Origin of the sequence: Planctomicrobium mucosum (genome assembly GCF_051466335.1) — a bacterium.
Classification (GTDB): domain Bacteria; phylum Planctomycetota; class Planctomycetia; order Planctomycetales; family Planctomycetaceae; genus Planctomicrobium.
Map to the genome: position 1 here is coordinate 3,336,279 of NZ_CP195793.1, position 18,274 is coordinate 3,354,552.

Below are 18,274 nucleotides of genomic sequence, written 5' to 3' on the forward strand. Positions count from 1 at the left end.
ATAACGACAAACATAACGCATGTAGCACTTCTTCCATTTGGGTTGAGTTTTTCGGTTGTACTCCGAATTTTATCTGCCAAGGGGACGGCATGACCGTGTCCGAGGTTTTTCGCAATCCCTTCCCACAGTTGATCCACTCCGTTGTGAACCAATCCAGCTCAGCTGGACGACGCCCGAGTGGTACTTCGATGGCGATTTCATTTGCATGGGCAATTAGGCTGAGATGGATCTTTCAAAACTCAATTCAGCGCAGCGTGAGGCTGTCGAGACACTCAATGGACCGCTGCTGGTATTGGCCGGCGCGGGGACAGGGAAAACCCGAGTCATCACGTATCGAATGGCGAGACTCCTGCAGTCCGGTGTCTCACCCGAACGCATCTTGTCTGTGACGTTCACGAACAAAGCCGCCAAAGAAATGGCGGAACGAACGCACGCCATTATTGGAAGCAAATCCAAGCTGAAGCCGTGGATTTCGACCTTCCACTCGCTATGCGTGAACATTCTCAGAGAAGACATTGAGAATCTCGGATATCCCAAGCAATTCACGATTCTCGACCGCGGCGATCAGGAATCGATGGCTCGAAAGGTTCTGAGAGATATTCGCGTCACGGAAAAGTCTTTGAAGCCGAGCGATCTGCTGCACCTCATCAGCCAATGGAAGTCTGCAGGGATGGGACCTGAGCGGGCAGCAAAGGTCGCTGACGACGACAAGGAATTTCTGGGGAGCATGGGGTATCGCCGCTATCAGCAAGCCCTCAAATCGTCCGGTTCGGTCGACTTCGACGATCTGTTGTTGCTCACCGAAGAACTCTTTGAGAATCACCCATCTGTTCTCGAGAAGAATCAGCAGAGATTCTCACACGTCCAGATTGACGAGTATCAGGACACGAATGCTCTTCAATTCCGCATCATCGAATCTCTCGTGCGGCCGCATCACAATCTCTGTGTGGTGGGTGACGACGATCAATCTATCTACGGTTGGCGCGGCGCGGAAGTGAAACACATCCTCGGCTTTGCCCGACAGTTTCCAGGAACGAAGACGATCCGTCTCGAAGAGAATTATCGTTGCACCGATCGCATTATTAAACTCGCAAACCAACTCGTGGCACATAATCGGGACAGACACAAAAAGGTGCTGCGTGCCAACAAGAAGGCGCGGGAAGAGGTTCGTTTCATCGAGTATCCCGATGAACAACTCGAAGCTGAAAAAGTGGTCGGAGAGATCAAGTTTCTGAATCAGAAGAAGTTCATTCCGTACGCCGAATTTGCCATTCTGTTTCGCACAAACGAGCAACCTCGACTCTTCGAATCGGAGTTACGGCGACAACAAATTCCCTACGTCCTCATGGGGAGTCAATCGTTCTACGACCGTAAGGAAATCAAAGATCTCCTGAGCTATCTGAAAGTCATCTCCCGCAAGGAAGATGAACAGTCGTTACTTCGAATCATCAACACACCTGCTCGCGGAATCAGTGATGCAGCATGTGAAAGACTATTAACCCGTGCGGTTCGGTCAGGGATTCCCATCTGGAATGTTGCGGAAGAGGCGGCAGCGGAAAAGGAAATCACTGTGAAAGCATTGGACGCGATCAAGAAATTGCACGGTCAGTTCGCACGTTGGCGCGTGCAGTTCAAGGAAAATCCCACTCAAATTGCTGATCTCGTACACGCCCTTATTCGGGAAATCGACTACGACAAGGAAATCGAAAAGCAATACAAGGACGAACAACAGCAGGCGCAGCGAAAGGCCGTCCTCGAAGAGTACATCAACTCCATTGCCGAATACGTAGATAAGAGCAGCGACCCCAGCCTGTTAGATTACCTGACGACCATCGCGCTCGAACGACGGGACGAAGAGCCTGATAAAGAAGCGATGGCCCAATCCGACGCTGTCAAAATGATGACCTTACACAGCGCAAAGGGTTTGGAGTTTCCACGAGTCTACATCGTCGGGATGGAAGAGGGACTGCTTCCACACAAGCGGACCATCGATGGGACAGAGTCGGAAATCGCCGAGGAAAGGCGATTGGCCTATGTGGGAGTGACCCGAGCCCAGGAAGCACTCACTCTCACACGGGCTGCAAGCCGGCGAAAATGGGGAAAACCTCGCCAGACCGAAGCATCCCGGTTCATCGCGGAAATGCGTCGAGAGTTAAACTCGGAAGATTGACCAGAGGTCAGTCGACACTGCGGATAAAGACGGTGTAAGCACTGCAACTTACACCGTCTTGAATTCCGCAAATGAATCGACAAGACGCGACGACAACTCTTCGCTGCGGTTCTAACGGCTGAGAGCTGACGAAGAATTCTGGACGGCGAAAGAGTTGTGAGTCGAGTTTACCAGTCTCGGCCACCGCGGCCGCCGCCATCTCGTCCACCACGGTTCCCGCCGCCTCGGCTATCGCCACCGAAGCTACGTGGACGATCTTCACGTGGCTTCGCGATGTTGACCGTCATTGTGCGAGTCTGAAACGACTGTCCGTGAAATTGGTCGATTGCTTTCTGAGCGGCATCCGAAGATGACATCTCAACAAATGCAAAACCCTTGGAACGGCCAGTCTCGCGATCCTTGATCAACGAGACAGATTTGACGTCCCCAGCCTGACTGAAAAGATCTCGTAAATCATCTTCAGTCGTGTTGTAGGACAAGTTGCCCACATACAGTTTCGATTCCATTGCTCTCTAACCTGACTTGCTGAATTCTTCGTCTTCCCCTGCGAAGAGGGCGGTCCCTCAAGGCTGCACAGGAGCAAACCATTGACCTGAGTCTACCATAGGCGTAGCAAATTACGAAAGCCTGTACAATCGAAGCGCAACATATTCTTCAAGTTCATCGCTTATGTTGCTCTCACTGCGAGAAAATTCGTTGTTTGAAATGCCACGAATAATGAGCATAGCAACGAGCTAAGGACTGTTTGAACATGGGGTTCCATCGCCAATAAAAAAGCCTGCAGATTAGCAACTCCTGCAGGCGATCATACTGTTAAATCGTCCGACCAGAGGGGACGACACTTGGTTACAGGAAGTCCGCCAGCCCTTGTGATTCGAGTTCAGCGATCAGACGCCGAATGCCGTTTTCATCGTCTCGCCGCGATACCAAAGTCGCTTTGGGTGTATGCACGACGATACAGTTATCGATCCCGATCGTTGCAATAATGTGCTCATCTGATGAACGAATAATACAGCCAGTACTATCAATCCCTACGAACTTCCCTAAAGCAGTATTCCCATGGGAATCAGCCGGCAATAAACGGGTCATCGCCTGCCAACTGCCGACGTCATCCCAGTCAAATGTCGCCTCGACGACAGAAATTTTCTTTTCATGCTCGAGTACCGCGTAATCAACTGAAATCGACTTCATTTGTGGGAATAAGTCTGCAACAGCGCTGCTCCAGGATTCCTTGCCCACATGAGGACGCAACTGTTCTAGAATTGCTCCAATCTCAGGTTCATGTTGCTGGATGAGCCGCAGAATCGTGTCGGCACGCCAGAGAAAGATTCCGCAATTCCAGAAAAACCGACCATCACGCAGGTATGATTCCGCCACCTCGCGTTCAGGTTTTTCACGGAACGCCGCGACCTGAAACACCCCTTCCCGAATCACTTGATTCCGTTCGATGTATCCAAAACCTGTCGCTGGATAAGTCGGAGGAACCCCGAACAAGACTAATGAGTCAGGGTCCGACTCGATCACGGAAACGGCCTTTTCGACATCGCGCTGATAAGCCTCTCGTGGCCCGATCACATGATCTGCCGACATCACCAGCATGATCGCATCTGGATCCCGTTCCTGGATGCACAGAGCAGCCAAGCCAACACAGGGCGCCGTGTTGCGACCACAGGGTTCCTGAAGAATGTTGCCATCCGGGACCAAAGGGAGGTGTTTTTGCGTTTCCTCGGTGAAACGCTGATTGGTCACGACCCAGCTTCTTTCCGCCGCGATCCATGGTTGGACGAGTCCGAACGCCGACTGAATGAGGGACTCCTCTCCAACAACATTGAGAAATTGCTTTGGTTTAGAGCGAAGACTCATGGGCCAGAATCGGGTCCCAAGTCCTCCAGCCATAATGACCGCATGCAACATATTAGCCATCTCTCTTCATGCCCCCGAGCCACCCCATGAGCACGGGATTGCCCTCAATTCATTGATTTAAATGGATGCCGAGTCCAGACCGACATTTCGGCGCGCACTCGGAGTATCTCGCCATATTGAACTGCGTTTCCAATGCCCAGTGGCTGGCATTTTCCGCCGAATCACAAACTGCAGTCAGCAACGAAGCAAAGAGGTCACCAAGGAATCAGCTAGAAGAGTACTCAATCGTCAAATGAAATTCAGCCCGCGACACGTAACCAAGGCAGCGTAGTGAATTTAGTGAACATATACCGGCTGTTTCAGTGATTTCCATATTTCCAGCTGGTCTTTACGAATTCTCGAATCAAGGTCGGTCGTTCAATGTTCCGATTCCAGACATGGGATTCCACCCACGGATGTACAGGAGTTCTTGTGATGCAGGTCAATTCATATAATCGTCTCCTTTTGGCTCTCTCTGCGCTGATCACAACGGCAGGATGCGCCGGACTGGTCGACAAACACTATGAGCACACACAGAAACTACGCACTGAAGTTGCGTACTTGAATTTCTGGTGGCATTGCGACGACGCGTGCGGCGAGGACTACAAGTGCGGTTGGAAGGCTGGCTACTTGGATGTCACTACTGGAGGAAATGGCACCCCTCCAATGTTTGCGCCTCCACACTATTGGAAGCCGTCGAACGCATACGCCAACAAGGAACAAAAGCGTCTTGATTGGTATCAAGGGTTTCAGGACGGGGCGATGCTGGCTTCGCTGCAACCTGATACACACTATCTGAAAGTGTGGAATCCACCCGCTGCAACGCCCGTTGCCGAATCGGTTTACCACGAGGGATACGATCTCTCGCAACCTGCCCTCAGCGAGCCCGCTCAGGTTCCAGGGGCACAGGATTTTCCCGAAATCCCAATGCTGAATTCAGACGGAACTCCGATGAACGATTCTGGATTCAATGCACCACGAACACAGCCTGATACGACCGTCCCACCAGTTCCAGATCGACCGATGCCGATTCTCTAGGATGCATCTGGTCGATATCGCCGGTCATGAATGGGGCTCGTTGCGGGCTCCCAACGAAAGTTGAACTCGTTCCCTCGTCACCCAGAGGGAATAACGCACCGCTAACAATTTCGATTCATCCGTCACGCCTCTCCGATTTTTCGCGAGAGGCGTGTTTGTTTTGAGTTCGCCCACCAGCGGACGACTTGGGAGATGCATGCTGGATTCTGCACAATCCCAGCCGCTTTCCATAACGAGTTAAGCAACGTTTGTGGATTGAGAAATCCAACATGGCTCCATTTCGCGCCGACGACGAAATTCGCTAGTCTCTGATGCTATGGTCAATCTACAAGTACAACTGAATCGTTTGTCGCTGCGAAACCCCATTCTCGTCGCTTCCGGGACGTTTGGGTACGCGAAAGAAATGTCTCCCTTCGTCGATTTCGCAAAAATCGGGGGGATCATTCCCAAGACAATCACCCCGCAACCTCGAATTGGCAATCCCCCTCCGCGAACGGTTGAAACGTCGTCGGGAATGCTCAATTCCATCGGGCTAGATAACGACGGCTTCGAAACGTTTCTGACAAAGCATCTTCCATATCTGCTCAGCCTTGATGCACCCGTCATCGCGAATATCGCCGGTCGAACGATCGACGATTTTGCAGAGATGGCTGGACGTTTGAACGAATTCAAAAACCTGGCAGGGATCGAGCTCAACATCTCCTGCCCGAATGTCAGTGGCGGCGTCGATTTTGGAACAAATCCAGAATCCGCCAGGAAGCTAATCAGTGCGGTTCGGGAAAACTCCGAACTTCCGATCATAGCAAAATTGACTCCCAACGTGACGGACATCACTGCGATCGCAAAGGCTGCTCAGGACGGGGGTGCTGATGCGGTTTCCATGGTCAATACTTACCAGGGAATGGCGATCAATTGGCGCAAGCGAAAAGCTGTCCTTGGTAACGTGCTCGGCGGATTGAGCGGCCCAGCGATCAAGCCGTTGGCGCTTCGCTGCGTCTATCTGGTTGCAAAGTCTGTGAATATTCCAATCATCGGCATTGGCGGCATCAGTTCGATCGACGACGTGATGGAGTTCCTGATCGCAGGAGCTTCCGCGGTCCAAATAGGAACAGCGAACTTCTTCACCCCAAGCCTTTCAGCACAACTCGCAGACCAGCTGGCGGCGACTCTGGAAGCAGAAGGAGTGACTTCCGTCTCTGAAATCGTCGGCACTCTCCAGGGATTGCCGAAGACCTGTTCGCCTTAACCCGGCGAGGAGTCAGCTGATTAAAGTAAGAGGGGACCTTGAATTCAATTTGGTCCCCTCTCTCTTTTTATGTCTCAGTTCGCCTAAATCCCCCGCTGCGGGTCTAAAATGGCGACTGCTTCGCACGGACCAGATATTCACCCACTCGAACCGCCTTCCAAGGGGCTCGTCGCACAATCTGCTTCGTATCGATCTGCTCGACTCGATCTTCGAACTTCAAAACACCAAAAGGAATTTCATCACAGTACCAGACATCACGAATCTGATGTCGGGCAATCCCGTCAGCTCCTTCCACCTTCGCTGCGGAATAGCCGATGTGACATCGAAATGCATCAGTTCTCAGTTCTACTTTGTCGTACCGAATTCTCGATGAGGAGTACTGCTTTCCCTGAGGGATCCCCTGAAAGAAACGGTAGTCTTCATCTGTCAGCTGGGCTCCATCGCCCCTCGACTTCAGAAACTCTAGAACAGGTTTCCCTTCAGAAAATGCAATTCTGTCGAGCACGTAACTGACCTGCTTTTCTTCAGCTGAAGGTGCACCGGTTTGGGTGACGATCAGCACTCGTCCAGTTTCTTCATGAGGGCCGCCGTCCTGAAGACGGAGAGTCTGCAAAGTACCGTCAGGATTCGTCGCTTGAAATTCGACTCCATAATTGGGCTGCAGTTCGCCGTCTGGAAGTGATCCAATCCAGCTATAGTGCTGTCGATTGAACTTTTCAGGTGGATCGGAATAGTCCATCAACCGAGAATTTGCCATCAACTGATAAATCCAGTTCTGCGCCCATGGAGAGTTGGCAGGGTAATACGCGGAGAAGATCGAGATTCCCAATAATCCCATCGTAAGGCGTCGGAACCAGATCCGCTTGCCAAGAATATTGAAGGATGGAATTAACGCCATCAACCAGAAGGGAATGAGCCACAACATCCACCGCAGCGCGACGCTGACGCCGCTGTAATTGTAGTTTTCAGTTTTCGTGAGATAGAAACCGAGTGTCACGACGGTCAACACCGCACCGAGAATCTGGAACTTCGACAGGCTCGATCGCAGGTAAATGGACGGAAAAAACCACCCGGCGGGCATCACGAGGAAAATCGGGCTCAGTGAGAAAATCCCGTGATGTCCGAAGGTGCAATGCAGCAGATAAACCGCAGTGGAATCGCGAGGCCGATCAATGCCACGTGGATTCGTCCAGTAACTTGGAACCCCTTCAAAAACAAAGTTATAGGTCTCAGTCCCATATTTCGCGTAGAACGGTTGCCAGCTTCCTGTCGCCTCGTAATTCGTCAAAAAGAACGCGACGAGCACGATCAGAGCGGCGGGGAAAAAGCCTGACAGCGTTTTCACGGGTGATTCGTGGAAGAGCATGAAAAAAATTGCGACGCCGAACAGCGCAGCTGGAAGTTCATTGCAAACACAGAACGCCGTGAATAGGCCGCAGACAAAATATCGCCACACGGATTGTCTCATATCGACGACAATCTGCACGGCCAGTGGAATTGCGACCATCGCAGCGACGACCGCAGGCGTATGGTTATTGAATACTGTCAAATACGGGAGATACATGGCTCCGAAACAAGCGGTCGCCACGATAAAGATGTGACTCCACGGATCGCGGGTGTAGGTTCCAATGAATTTTGAGAAGTATGCCAGTGCGATGCCCATCGGCACGATGTTGATCAAGAACAGACAGATCCGGACGATTTCGTCGCGGTGATCCAGAAGAGTCCAGCCAGTGACGAATTTGATCGAACGATACAATTCCGCCACGATGCGAGGAAGGAGCGGCGGTTTTGAAGAGTAGAAATGATCGTTGTGTCGGACGATGTCGATCGTGTCCCAACCGGGAACTTGTCGTATTTCGTCGATCTCATACTTGTTCTGCTCCACGATCGAATACACCGTGCACCAGCGTGAACGATCATTGGCACTTCGTAGGACGGGAGCATCAAAGAGTTTCGCCGTCATGATGGACATCGAAACAATGATCAGCAGCAGGCAGATCATCTGACTGGATTCGGTCAAGCCGTCGCTACGACTCGTCACAACTTGCCTTGGGTTCGTCGTAGAGTTCATCGCAAGTCCCGTAAGTAATAGTGATGTTTGCCCAATTTTCCTCCGTAGTTACCCGCTGTAATTTTGAGTAAGCCCGGGGCGTCCAGAACCGCATTCAGCCCGAGCTTCATTGCTTGCTGAACAGACTCGGCCGTCAGACCGTCGATTACGATTTCGTAAACTGCCCCACACTGCGGGGGGAGTTCAGATTGAACGAGTGGTCGGCTCGTCGGGCAGAACACGTCATTCGTGCTGGCCCGCAGTTTTTTGTACTTCGATCCAACTTTACTTCCCGACCTGACGATCCCACCAGGAAACGGCATCACAACGTCGGGGCAAGCGTGGATTGCCTCGACCGCTTTTTCAGCGATCGCAAGCGTGGCTGCAGTTGTTGTTCCGCAGAAGATCAGGTTCCCACCAGCGACGCCAGTGACTGTTTGAAAGCGGTCTTCGCAGAGAAATTCTCCGTCCATGACCGGGATTCTCCAAAACCGCTTCCCGTTAATCTGCTTGGAAATTTGGCGTCCATCACCGAAGAATCTCAGGGCCCCGCCCACGACGATATCTTTACCCGCATCGCCATCCGAAATTCCGTTGTAGCAAGCTGTTGTTGGACAAGTGAGGATGCACTGACCAATTCTGTTCTGCAGCGACTTTTCCAATCCATCCCGACTGAAGGCAAACACAAGGATGGAGACACCGGGACGACCGTCAGGTGTTTCTTCGGTCGTCAAACTACGTTCGACCGCTGCTTCAACGTCACAAGCGATCACGCTCGTGGCATTCCCGCACATTTCATTTGCGGCAATAGCCGCCCAGCGTTCATTCAGTGCGGTGACAATCACGCGCGTCGCTTTGATCGGGAAGGCTTCGGCAAACGTATCATCAATCAAATTTCCAAGTAGCCCGGAAGCGATTGCCACACTCGATTCAGACAACATTTTGCAACCTAAGTCGAGGTTTCAATCGACCCCTCTGACCTCCATGAACGCACTTACTGATGACGAAAGACCAACACAGAATTCACTTGTTCAGCACACTCTCATTCCAAGGCGAAAGCTCAGTCTACCCTCACGACTAACTTCACGAAAGCGAACGGTTTCAGGCCAATGACGAATTCGTGAGTTTCGCAAAATCGCCGCGATTAACTACAACCCCTCCCCTAACACTCCAAGCCAGCCCCCCCCTTTGCCGCCTGAAATTCGCATTGCGATTTCTGGATAAAATACGTTACGCTCGAGCCCCTTCCTTTCTCCTTCCTCGTCACTGCCGCCTGCCAGACACTCCCTGTCTTATTTGGTGCTACCTATGCGCAAACACATAGTTCTGTGCCTGCTAATGACACAGTCAGCGTTGGCGCTCGCCGAATCCAAACCGATTATCAGTCCACCGGATGCTGATCTGATTCAGACCGAAGAGTTAGACGATTCTTCCCTTCTCTGGGGTGAAACCGCGCCAGAAACGTTTCGATCAGTCTCCCCCCTATTTCCTGAGCCATCAACTGAAGATGAGCAAACGAACCCGACTCCACATTCCAAGTCGGTGACCAAATCCGGTCCAATCGATCTCCGGTTGCCGGGAAGTTCGATCACAATGAATGAAGAAGTCGTCGAACCGAAACCGGTCAACAAGTTTATTGACGACCATTTACTTCTCTGGAATGAGGTTCCCAGCGGCCTCGAATTCCTGCCAAAGCTTGGTTCCGATTTCGGGATCACCACGCTTGGAACCCGTGTGAACATCAACACCGATTCAGGTCTTTGGTTTTTCGGAAATTTCGGATGGAACTTCCTTTCCGGTCCCGGAACCGCTGACGTTCCTCCACAAACCTACGATCTCAGCTTTGAGATTCACTACGCGAGATCCCTCAATCGAGACTGGAACGTCCATTTCAACATCACCCCGTTACTGGCCACGGATTTCTCAGGAAGTTCCAGCGACGCGTTCCGCTTGATGGCAGGTGGGCTTGTCTCTTATCGGCTGGACGATGCGACAAAGCTGGTTGCGGGAATCAACTATCTCGATCGTCCCGATCTCAACTTTCTCCCCATCGCTGGAGTCAAGTGGACGATCACAGAAGACGTTCAATTCGACCTTGTGGTCCCACGTCCTCAGATCGCATGGCGCTACAGCGATACTGAGTCATCGGAAAACTGGCTGTACCTTCGCGGTGAAGTTGGTGGAGGATCATGGGGCATAAAACGAGAGGGAAATCTCAATGACAAAATGGGCTACAAAGACCTGAGATGCCTTGGAGGAGTAGAAACGAAGTCTGTAGATGGACAACGATCGATCTTTGAGATCGGCTATGTATTCGACCGAAAGATCTCATTCGATCGTGGACCGGGAGATGTGCAACCGAGTTCAACGTTTGTGCTGAACTGGGGGCAACGCTTCTAAGCCCCCTCATTCAAGCGAGACGACCGAGGAAGGCAATCTGGGCTGTTATTGTCAATCGCTGCGGAAATTCCTGATCTCAATGGGATGTTCTTAAGCGCCAGCAACGTTGAACTTCGCGTGTAGCGAACGTTCCGAAGCCACTGCATTGAGCTTTGCGAAAGCAATCGGCGCTCGGCATTGAAGATGCGTGCTTAGTAGCTTCCTGAGATGCCACTCGAATTATTCACATTCACCGACATCTTCGTCGGAATGAATTCAATCAGCTTGGCAGCGGAAGCGTTCACCGGCAGCCCCGGACCTTGTTGATGGAATAGACGAGCCTCTTTCCCCAGCCCTCGCAACGTAAACTGACCGCTCCGTTCATTGAAGATCAATTCATCAGCGACTGCTCGGAAGAAATGCCCCTCCAGTTCCGCTGCGCCCGTGGCAAAGACCTCGAAATACTTTTCTGGTTGAGTGCCATGCTGCTTCTGGATGATCCGCATTTGCGAACATTTCATTGTCGCAGCGTTTGTTGAATCAGGGTTTGACTCAGATAGTTGTTCGACTTTGAATTTGGCAAAAGCAGACTCGACAGGAGCGGTCAACACCTCGACTCGGTCGCTGAGCGTCGCATCACTCTGATTCAAATTTCCGACGATCGCGCGAGCAAACTGCACGTTGGAATAACGCCATTTGGTACTGTTCTGCTTGGCTGGTTTGTTCGCTTGAGGCTTCTCACCCGGAGCCAACTTCATCGAATCACCGAGCGTCCAGGCATCAAGTACTCCGGGCCCATCCCCTTTAAAGTCACCAGAGGCCAAATTCACTTGAAAGCCCGCGAGAGACGCTCGTTGGAATCCAGAGATTTTATTCTGCCGATACTCCACACTCTCTACGACGACCTGATGCTTGGCTTCGATTGATTGAATGTTGAGATCCGGTGCGTTCGTGTCAGGTTCGGAGAATGAGATGCGCTGATTGAGCGTCGCTGTCAATTCCTCACAGAGCAAACGGGTGAGGCTTTGTTGCTCTCCCGGAAGGGCTGCGGTCACACTTCCCCAGAATTTTGCATCATGCCCGTTGAATGACATCCCTTCTTTCCAGGCGATTTCGAGGACAGTTGGCTCACTGGCGGTTGTCGCTGCAGTAGTCGCGACAGTTGGTGTCACTCCGCCGGTCGTTTTCAGCCCTTGTGGGATTGGAATTGTCATCCCTCCAGACCCCGGAATGTCGACTCGATTTTCTTCACGTGACAGCGTGATTTCTCCACCACTAAAGCTGGCGGTTCCGACGGAGACGCTGGCCCGATTGAGAACTTCTCCACTCGGAGCAACTTCTCCGTAGATGGTGAGTACCTGCTGCACTCCTCCGGAATTTCTGGCCACCAAGCGGCTTCCTTTCACCTCCAGAAGTCCGTCCAGCGCCTGTGTGCCGACCTCAAGCGACTTTCCCAGGTCATGCTGAATCTCGATATTGCCCACCCCGACCACTTCACGAAAATCGATGAGCGATTTGACGGAATCGTGGATCAGATTGACGTTCAATGTCTCCGCCTTGACCACCCAGGGAGATTGCTCTTCATCCTCGCTGCTGCCGCTGTCTTCAGATCGGTTTCTGGCCTCTGAGGTGACGTTTTCAATCTTGCCCGGGCCGATCACGACATCAATCCGGTTCGATCGCTCGACATTTAGCATACTGGAATTCAGGCGGACATTTTTTGTTGCAATGACCCTCTTGAGCGGCAGCGGAGAGGCGAGCACATCTCGATTCCCGCCCGGTTGGCCCGACAACTTCTGAATCTGATCGAGATCAATCCATGCTTCCAACCGATCGGTTGAAATTCCAAATTGCCCAGGAATGCCAAGCAACGCCTGATCATCGATCAATACATAATGGCTGTTCGCGTTCGGATCCTGTTCCACGCGCACACCGCTCTTCCAACGGACCACGACAGGCGGGGCATTTTCGTCATTTTGATAGACGTCCAACTTTCCTTCACCACGGCACTCCAACGCTTCCAGTTGATTGCCCGGGGAATGTTGAATCGCGATCTGTGGGCATTCAAACGTGGTTGTTCCCCGCTGAATTTCCACTTTATTCTGATCAATCATGATCGCCTGGCGCGTCTTGGCGTCATATGTCAGATCTTGCATGACAGCATGCATCTGATGCTCATCTGATGTGATATCGACCCGACCGGACTTCCCGTTTGGCTCACCCATCGCCTGCAATCGATGAAAGACCAGTCCATCAAAAGCAGAACTGAATTTCTTCTCGTCCTCCGGCACCGGTTCTGCAGTCGACTCAAACTGAATGCGAAGGCGAGCGCATTGAATGATGTCCTTCAGAACACCGCTCACACCTTTGCTATGATGCTCGACGACGACGCGATCATCGATCGTCGCTTCACGTTTGAGCACGTCGTACAGAAAAGAACCGTGACTCCGAACTTTGGCCAGTCTTGGCTCACCTTTCTGACGAAATGATGAATTCAAAACGACATTCCTACGGAGCAGGACCTGAGCCAATCCGCCGACTCGCGGCATATCTTTGCCAACTGTCGAGATGTCTGCGGGCTCGAAGGTTAACTGCAACTGGTCAGCGGTCCCCTCCATGCGACGCTCATCTTGAGGAGTTGGTCCATAACCAAAAGCAACAGCGTGGTCGCTGTACAACTGTCGGGATTCTTCTTCGAAGTTGAAATCTCGCCCTTCGATTCTCAGGCCATCGGGTCCATCGATATTGACCTTTCCTTCCAGCGAAGCCCAAACAATGCGGCCCGGCTTTGAACTCGAAAGAGCGATTGCTGAATCGAAAAATGAATTCTGGAATTTTAGCTGCGCCCGCTCAGCAACGATTCGAAACGGCTTTTCACCGGGCCGTTTGGGATCTCGCCAGAAAATCGCGACGGGTGAAATCTGAATGGAATCTCCCGAGCTGGAATCCCGTTCAAGATCATTGAAGTAGAGATAGACGTGTTCCGACATTTGCCAGGTTTGGTCGGCCTCATGTGTCCATTGAGTTTCAGGAAAAACATCAATGGCGTGCTGGTCAAAAACAGCAGGTGCGTCGATCTGCGCGTTCAGCGGAGTCGACATCTGACTGGCGACGATTTTCACACTCGTTAGAGGCGTCAGCACTGTCGAATAAACCCGAAATGCACCCGCCAGCGTCGCCACAACAATCAACGTCACAAGAAATCGCTTCATAGTGCTTTTCGTTGAGTTGATGGTTGGAGAAAACACTGAAACAGTTTCGCGACTCAATTGAGAATCGACGATGCATTAAACAGAGAGATGCGTTTCACTAACTGTTGGAATCCGAAGGCAACCAGCCGATCACGTCTGTAATATCGATCATTCCAATCGGGTGGCGGGAATCATTAACCACTGGTAACTCGCTGATTTTACGCTGGGCGAGAAGTTCAATGACGTCAGCCAGTACGGCCGTCGACCGTACGGTCAACGGGTTCGCTGTCATCAACTGAGCGATTGGCTGATCGAAGCCTTGATCGTTACGTGTTTCCAGCAGGCGGGCCAAATCGCTGTCAGTGAAAATTCCGGCCAGACTTCCATCTTCTTCGACCAGTAACACAGCCCCGGACCGTCGACCGGGTCTCGATGCGGAAGTGAACACATCTCGCACGCTCGCGTGAACAGATGCGACACGCAACTGCTCGAGTGGTCGCATGACATCCGTCACTGATTTCAGCTTCTGTCCTAAGCTCCCGCCGGGATGAAAGCGGGCAAATAGGTCTGGAGTGAAACCCCGAGCCTGACTGACAACGAGCGCCAACGCATCGCCAATGGCGAGCATTGCGGTCGTGCTGGTGCTCGGTGCCAACCCCCAGGGGCAGGCTTCCCGATGGCGACCGTATTCCACGACGATATCAGATCGGCTGGCGAGTGAGTTCTGGCTGCTGGCGGTAATGGCGATCACTTGCACGCCCATTGCACGAATGGTCGGGAGAAGAGCCAAAACTTCGTCTGTCTCACCGCTGTTCGACAAAGCGATGAAGACATCATTTTTATGAATGCAGCCGAGATCACCGTGAACCCCTTCTGCGGGGTGCATGAAGTGAGCGCGAGTCCCGGTGGATGAAAGTGTGGCTGCGATCTTCTGACCGATCAGCCCCGCTTTGCCCATTCCGCAGACAATGACGCTGCCAGTCGTCTCGAGCAGGAGATCGACAGCAAGACAAAAACCGCTATCAAGCCGTTTCATCACATCGAGGAGAGCATCCGCTTCCTGCCGGATAATCTCACGGCCGGTGCGGAGTCGCTCGAATTGCGTGAACGGAATCAGTCGTTCAGCTGCGCCCAACGTTCGCATCCTGCAAAAGTTGATGTTGAATCGGTCGCGGATCCGTCCACGATCAAGCGGGGAAGTGTAGTCCTAGACAAGAAATGTCGTCAACTGGAGTTAAGACTTCCACTCGCCCCAGACGTTCGCAAATCGACCAGCGATCGCACAATCTGCCAATCAAGGCCTGCAACTGGCAAACTGGACGATTTGCAGACTCTCCGTAGACCGATTTCGCTTAATTGATTGCTCAACGTTGCGCGCAACTGAACCGGCATCCTGCACTCCAGATGCGGTTATTTTCTCATATCGAGAATGACTCGGAATCGAGCTTTGCCGCTCATCATCCGCTGGTAGGCGTCGTTGGCTTTCTCAAGTGGATACACCTCATTCATCGAAGAAACGCCAGTGCGATGACTGAAACTGAGCGTGTCCTCCGAATCGATTGCAGTCCCCGAGTACCACCCCTGAATCGTCCGATTCCCCGAGAGGAGCGTTAAAGGGCTGATCGGCACCGTCCCGGCAACACCAATTACCAGAATTTTCCCGTAAATCGCCAGTGCACCCTGCAGCGTGGCCATTGCTTCCCCGTCGGTGACGGTGGCCAGGACAGCCTTTGCACCTCCGAGTTTTTGCAACTCACTGCAAACGTCTTGAGATGTCGAATCGAGGTAGAGATCTGCTCCAAGTTCTTTAGCAAGTGGAGCTTTCTCCTGCCCTCGCGCCACAGCGACCGTGTAAAAGCTGCTTTTCGCTGCGAACTGAATTCCTAAATGACCGAGACCGCCGATCCCGTGAACAACGACAATATCCCCGGGCCGTGCACCACTATTTCTCAACGCATTGAAGGTTGTTAGGCCGGCACAAAGCAGCGGGGCAGATTGAATTGGATCCATTCCTTCTGGAAGTCGGGCGACAGCACTGGCAGGAGCGATCATGTACTCGCCATACCCTCCATCGAAGGTCAGGCCAGTAACTTGGCCAGTCTCGCATGCGAAGAGATTCCCCCGGCGGCAATTGTCGCACTCCCCACAGTTTCCACCGTGCCAGCCGACTCCGACAGACTGCCCCAGTTTCAGGCGATTGACACCAGATCCTACGGCATCAACGACACCAGTCACTTCGTGTCCGGGGACCCGGGGGTACTGAATCCCGGGAAATGCACCCGTCACAACAACAGAATCGCTGTGACAGACTCCGCAACAAGCAACCTTGATTCGAATTTCCCCCGGGCCGGGCTCTGGAATCGCTCTCTCGACAATTTCAAATGGTGCATTGGGCTGACTGATTTGAGCAACACGCATCATTGCCATGAAATTCTCCGGGTTGAAGCAAATTAAAGACCTTGGCCTGAGACCACGCACCTACGGGTGATCCGCCCCAAAGGGACGAGATTGCTGACCTCAACAAGCCACGATCATATATTCTCACCCGTAACTTCGCTAATTTCTTTCTTTTCTATCTGGAAATTCGCCTCAATGTAGTTAGAAACCAACACTAGCGGCGTGTGGCTCGATTCCAACACCAATTGCCATTACGATTTGGCCAGAAGTCCTACGAGGCAAAGCTGCAGCGACTTCAGCAAGGCGTGACTTTGCCTTGTGATGCCAAACATTCACTGAAAACTGAAAACAGACCTCCTATGCAAAACGACATTGGACTCATTGGCTTGGCCGTCATGGGCCAGAACCTTGTTCTTAACATGGCCAACCACGGCTACAGCGTCGCTGTCTACAACCGCACCACCTCGGTGATGGAAGAGTTTGTCGGCGGATTGAAAAACGAGCCAGAGGACAAAGTCTGGGCAGGAACAGCAGAACGGGTTCACGGGTTCGCAGAACTCAAGGATTTCGTTGCGTCCCTCAAGCGCCCACGCCGCATCATGATCATGGTGAAGGCAGGGAAGCCTGTTGACGCAGTGATCGATGAACTCAAGCCTCTTCTCGAAGAGGGCGACATCATCATCGACGGCGGAAATAGCGATTTCCGCGACACCAACCGACGTGCCAAGGATCTGCCTGCCGCAGGTCTGATCTTCCTTGGAACCGGAGTTTCCGGTGGAGAAGAAGGGGCCCTGAAAGGCCCATCCATCATGCCCGGTGGAAACAAGGCTGGCTGGGAACACGTCAAACCGATCTTCCAGGCGATCTCTGCCAAAGTCGGTCCAAACAACGACATCCCATGCTGCGAATGGGTCGGGGAAGACGGTGCTGGTCATTATGTCAAGATGGTGCACAACGGCATCGAGTACGGCGATATGCAGCTGATCTGCGAAGCCTACTTCATCTTGAAGAACGTTCTCGGTCTGACCAACGAAGAACTGTATCAGGTCTTCAAAGACTGGAACGAAAGCGAACTCGCCAGCTACCTCATCGAAATCACACGTGACATCTTCACCGTGAAAGATGAGAAGACAGGCACATTCCTCGTCGACCAGATTCTCGACACTGCTCAGCAGAAGGGGACTGGAAAGTGGATGAGCCAGCACGCGATGGACCTGGGTGTTCCAACGACGCTGATCACCGAAGCTGTCTACGCTCGATGCCTGTCAGCTCAGAAGGACGCTCGCGTTCGCGCAAGCAAAGTCCTGAGCGGTCCTGCTGAAGTCAAATTCACTGGAGACAAGAAGCAGTTCATCGATGACGTCAAATGGGCTCTGTACGCCAGCAAGCTCGTCAGCTACGCACAAGGTTACGTTCAGCTCAATGCAGCGGCTGAAGAGTTCGGCTGGAAGCTCAACAACGGTGACATCGCCCTGCTCTGGCGCGGTGGTTGCATCATTCGCTCTGTCTTCCTCGGAGACATCAAGAACGCATTCGATAAGAACCCAGCCCTCGAAAACCTGCTGCTGGATGATTTCTTCAAGAAAGCGATCGATCAGGCTCAGGGTTCATGGCGCCGCGTCGTTGCAACAGCTGTCACTCAAGGAATTCCGGTCCCAGCGTTCACCGCTGCGATTTCCTACTACGACGGCTATCGTTGCGGACGCCTGCCAGCGAACCTGTTGCAAGCACAACGTGACTACTTCGGTGCTCACACCTACGAGCGAATTGACACCGAACGTGGCCAGATGTTCCACACCGACTGGATTCACGAGCGTAAGGTCTAATCACTTAGCTCTGATTTCCATCCGATGATGGCTCAGAATTCGAAAGGGACGTTCTTTACGAACGTCCCTTTT

Annotated in this window: 12 protein-coding genes; 5 read left to right on the forward strand and 7 right to left on the reverse strand. The window is 52.4% G+C overall.

Annotation, left to right across the window (positions count from 1 at the left end):
* Positions 1-223 precede the first annotated feature (223 nt).
* Positions 224-2,170, forward strand: coding sequence for an ATP-dependent helicase (locus SH668x_RS13315; RefSeq protein ID WP_437185552.1), 1,947 nt, complete (start codon positions 224-226; stop codon positions 2,168-2,170).
* A gap of 167 nt (positions 2,171-2,337) precedes the next feature.
* Here the strand turns inward: SH668x_RS13315 and SH668x_RS13320 are convergent, their stop codons facing one another.
* Entirely contained in the window at positions 2,338-2,676 is a 339-nt protein-coding gene (locus tag SH668x_RS13320) for an RNA recognition motif domain-containing protein (protein ID WP_437185553.1), read from the reverse strand.
* A gap of 340 nt (positions 2,677-3,016) precedes the next feature.
* On the reverse strand, positions 3,017-4,093 hold the full coding sequence (locus SH668x_RS13325; protein ID WP_437185554.1) for a mannose-1-phosphate guanylyltransferase: 1,077 nt from the start codon (positions 4,091-4,093) through the stop codon (positions 3,017-3,019).
* 414 nt (positions 4,094-4,507) lie between these two features.
* Between SH668x_RS13325 and SH668x_RS13330 the strand changes: the two genes are divergently transcribed.
* Both SH668x_RS13330 and SH668x_RS13335 read left to right on the forward strand, forming a co-directional pair.
* Positions 4,508-5,110 (forward strand): hypothetical protein, encoded by a 603-nt coding sequence (locus SH668x_RS13330; protein WP_437185555.1) that lies wholly within the window; start codon positions 4,508-4,510, stop codon positions 5,108-5,110.
* A gap of 316 nt (positions 5,111-5,426) precedes the next feature.
* The gene (locus SH668x_RS13335) at positions 5,427-6,356 is read left to right on the forward strand and encodes a dihydroorotate dehydrogenase (protein ID WP_437185556.1); all 930 of its coding nucleotides are present in this window, start codon (positions 5,427-5,429) and stop codon (positions 6,354-6,356) included.
* Between the two features lie 103 nt (positions 6,357-6,459).
* Here the strand turns inward: SH668x_RS13335 and SH668x_RS13340 are convergent, their stop codons facing one another.
* Both SH668x_RS13340 and fhcD read right to left on the reverse strand, forming a co-directional pair.
* On the reverse strand, positions 6,460-8,430 hold the full coding sequence (locus tag SH668x_RS13340; protein ID WP_437185557.1) for a hypothetical protein: 1,971 nt from the start codon (positions 8,428-8,430) through the stop codon (positions 6,460-6,462).
* The gene (gene fhcD / locus SH668x_RS13345; RefSeq protein ID WP_437185558.1) at positions 8,427-9,350 is read right to left on the reverse strand and encodes a formylmethanofuran--tetrahydromethanopterin N-formyltransferase; all 924 of its coding nucleotides are present in this window, start codon (positions 9,348-9,350) and stop codon (positions 8,427-8,429) included. The genes SH668x_RS13340 and fhcD overlap by 4 nt, the downstream gene beginning before the upstream one ends.
* Positions 9,351-9,717: 367 nt before the next feature.
* Between fhcD and SH668x_RS13350 the strand changes: the two genes are divergently transcribed.
* Complete coding sequence (locus SH668x_RS13350; RefSeq protein WP_437185559.1) at positions 9,718-10,809, forward strand: hypothetical protein; 1,092 nt, start codon at positions 9,718-9,720, stop codon at positions 10,807-10,809.
* A 191-nt stretch (positions 10,810-11,000) separates the two neighbouring features.
* On the opposite strand, the gene SH668x_RS13355 is transcribed toward SH668x_RS13350, so the two are convergent.
* The 3 genes from SH668x_RS13355 to SH668x_RS13365 form a co-directional block, all read right to left on the reverse strand.
* Positions 11,001-14,000, reverse strand: coding sequence for a hypothetical protein (locus SH668x_RS13355; RefSeq protein ID WP_437185560.1), 3,000 nt, complete (start codon positions 13,998-14,000; stop codon positions 11,001-11,003).
* 97 nt (positions 14,001-14,097) lie between these two features.
* The gene (locus tag SH668x_RS13360; RefSeq protein WP_437185561.1) at positions 14,098-15,123 is read right to left on the reverse strand and encodes a KpsF/GutQ family sugar-phosphate isomerase; all 1,026 of its coding nucleotides are present in this window, start codon (positions 15,121-15,123) and stop codon (positions 14,098-14,100) included.
* Between the two features lie 266 nt (positions 15,124-15,389).
* Positions 15,390-16,406 (reverse strand): alcohol dehydrogenase, encoded by a 1,017-nt coding sequence (locus SH668x_RS13365; protein WP_437185562.1) that lies wholly within the window; start codon positions 16,404-16,406, stop codon positions 15,390-15,392.
* Positions 16,407-16,735: 329 nt separating this feature from the next.
* On the opposite strand from SH668x_RS13365, the gene gnd reads away from it, so the two are divergent.
* Complete coding sequence (gene gnd, locus SH668x_RS13370) at positions 16,736-18,202, forward strand: decarboxylating NADP(+)-dependent phosphogluconate dehydrogenase (protein WP_437185563.1); 1,467 nt, start codon at positions 16,736-16,738, stop codon at positions 18,200-18,202.
* The last annotated feature ends 72 nt before the right edge of the window (positions 18,203-18,274 follow it).

What these genes read in the sequence shown, in the direction of transcription:
- SH668x_RS13365 (WP_437185562.1), bottom strand. Translation starts at nt 16,406, where the DNA reads ATGGCAATGATGCGTGTTGCTCAAATCAGTCAGCCCAATGCACCATTT.
- SH668x_RS13325 (WP_437185554.1), bottom strand. Translation starts at nt 4,093, where the DNA reads ATGGCTAATATGTTGCATGCGGTCATTATGGCTGGAGGACTTGGGACC.
- SH668x_RS13355 (WP_437185560.1), bottom strand. Translation starts at nt 14,000, where the DNA reads ATGAAGCGATTTCTTGTGACGTTGATTGTTGTGGCGACGCTGGCGGGT.
- SH668x_RS13320 (WP_437185553.1), bottom strand. Translation starts at nt 2,676, where the DNA reads ATGGAATCGAAACTGTATGTGGGCAACTTGTCCTACAACACGACTGAA.
- SH668x_RS13360 (WP_437185561.1), bottom strand. Translation starts at nt 15,123, where the DNA reads ATGCGAACGTTGGGCGCAGCTGAACGACTGATTCCGTTCACGCAATTC.
- SH668x_RS13335 (WP_437185556.1), top strand. Translation starts at nt 5,427, where the DNA reads ATGGTCAATCTACAAGTACAACTGAATCGTTTGTCGCTGCGAAACCCC.
- SH668x_RS13350 (WP_437185559.1), top strand. Translation starts at nt 9,718, where the DNA reads ATGCGCAAACACATAGTTCTGTGCCTGCTAATGACACAGTCAGCGTTG.
- SH668x_RS13315 (WP_437185552.1), top strand. Translation starts at nt 224, where the DNA reads ATGGATCTTTCAAAACTCAATTCAGCGCAGCGTGAGGCTGTCGAGACA.
- SH668x_RS13340 (WP_437185557.1), bottom strand. Translation starts at nt 8,430, where the DNA reads ATGAACTCTACGACGAACCCAAGGCAAGTTGTGACGAGTCGTAGCGAC.
- SH668x_RS13330 (WP_437185555.1), top strand. Translation starts at nt 4,508, where the DNA reads ATGCAGGTCAATTCATATAATCGTCTCCTTTTGGCTCTCTCTGCGCTG.
- fhcD (WP_437185558.1), bottom strand. Translation starts at nt 9,350, where the DNA reads ATGTTGTCTGAATCGAGTGTGGCAATCGCTTCCGGGCTACTTGGAAAT.
- gnd (WP_437185563.1), top strand. Translation starts at nt 16,736, where the DNA reads ATGCAAAACGACATTGGACTCATTGGCTTGGCCGTCATGGGCCAGAAC.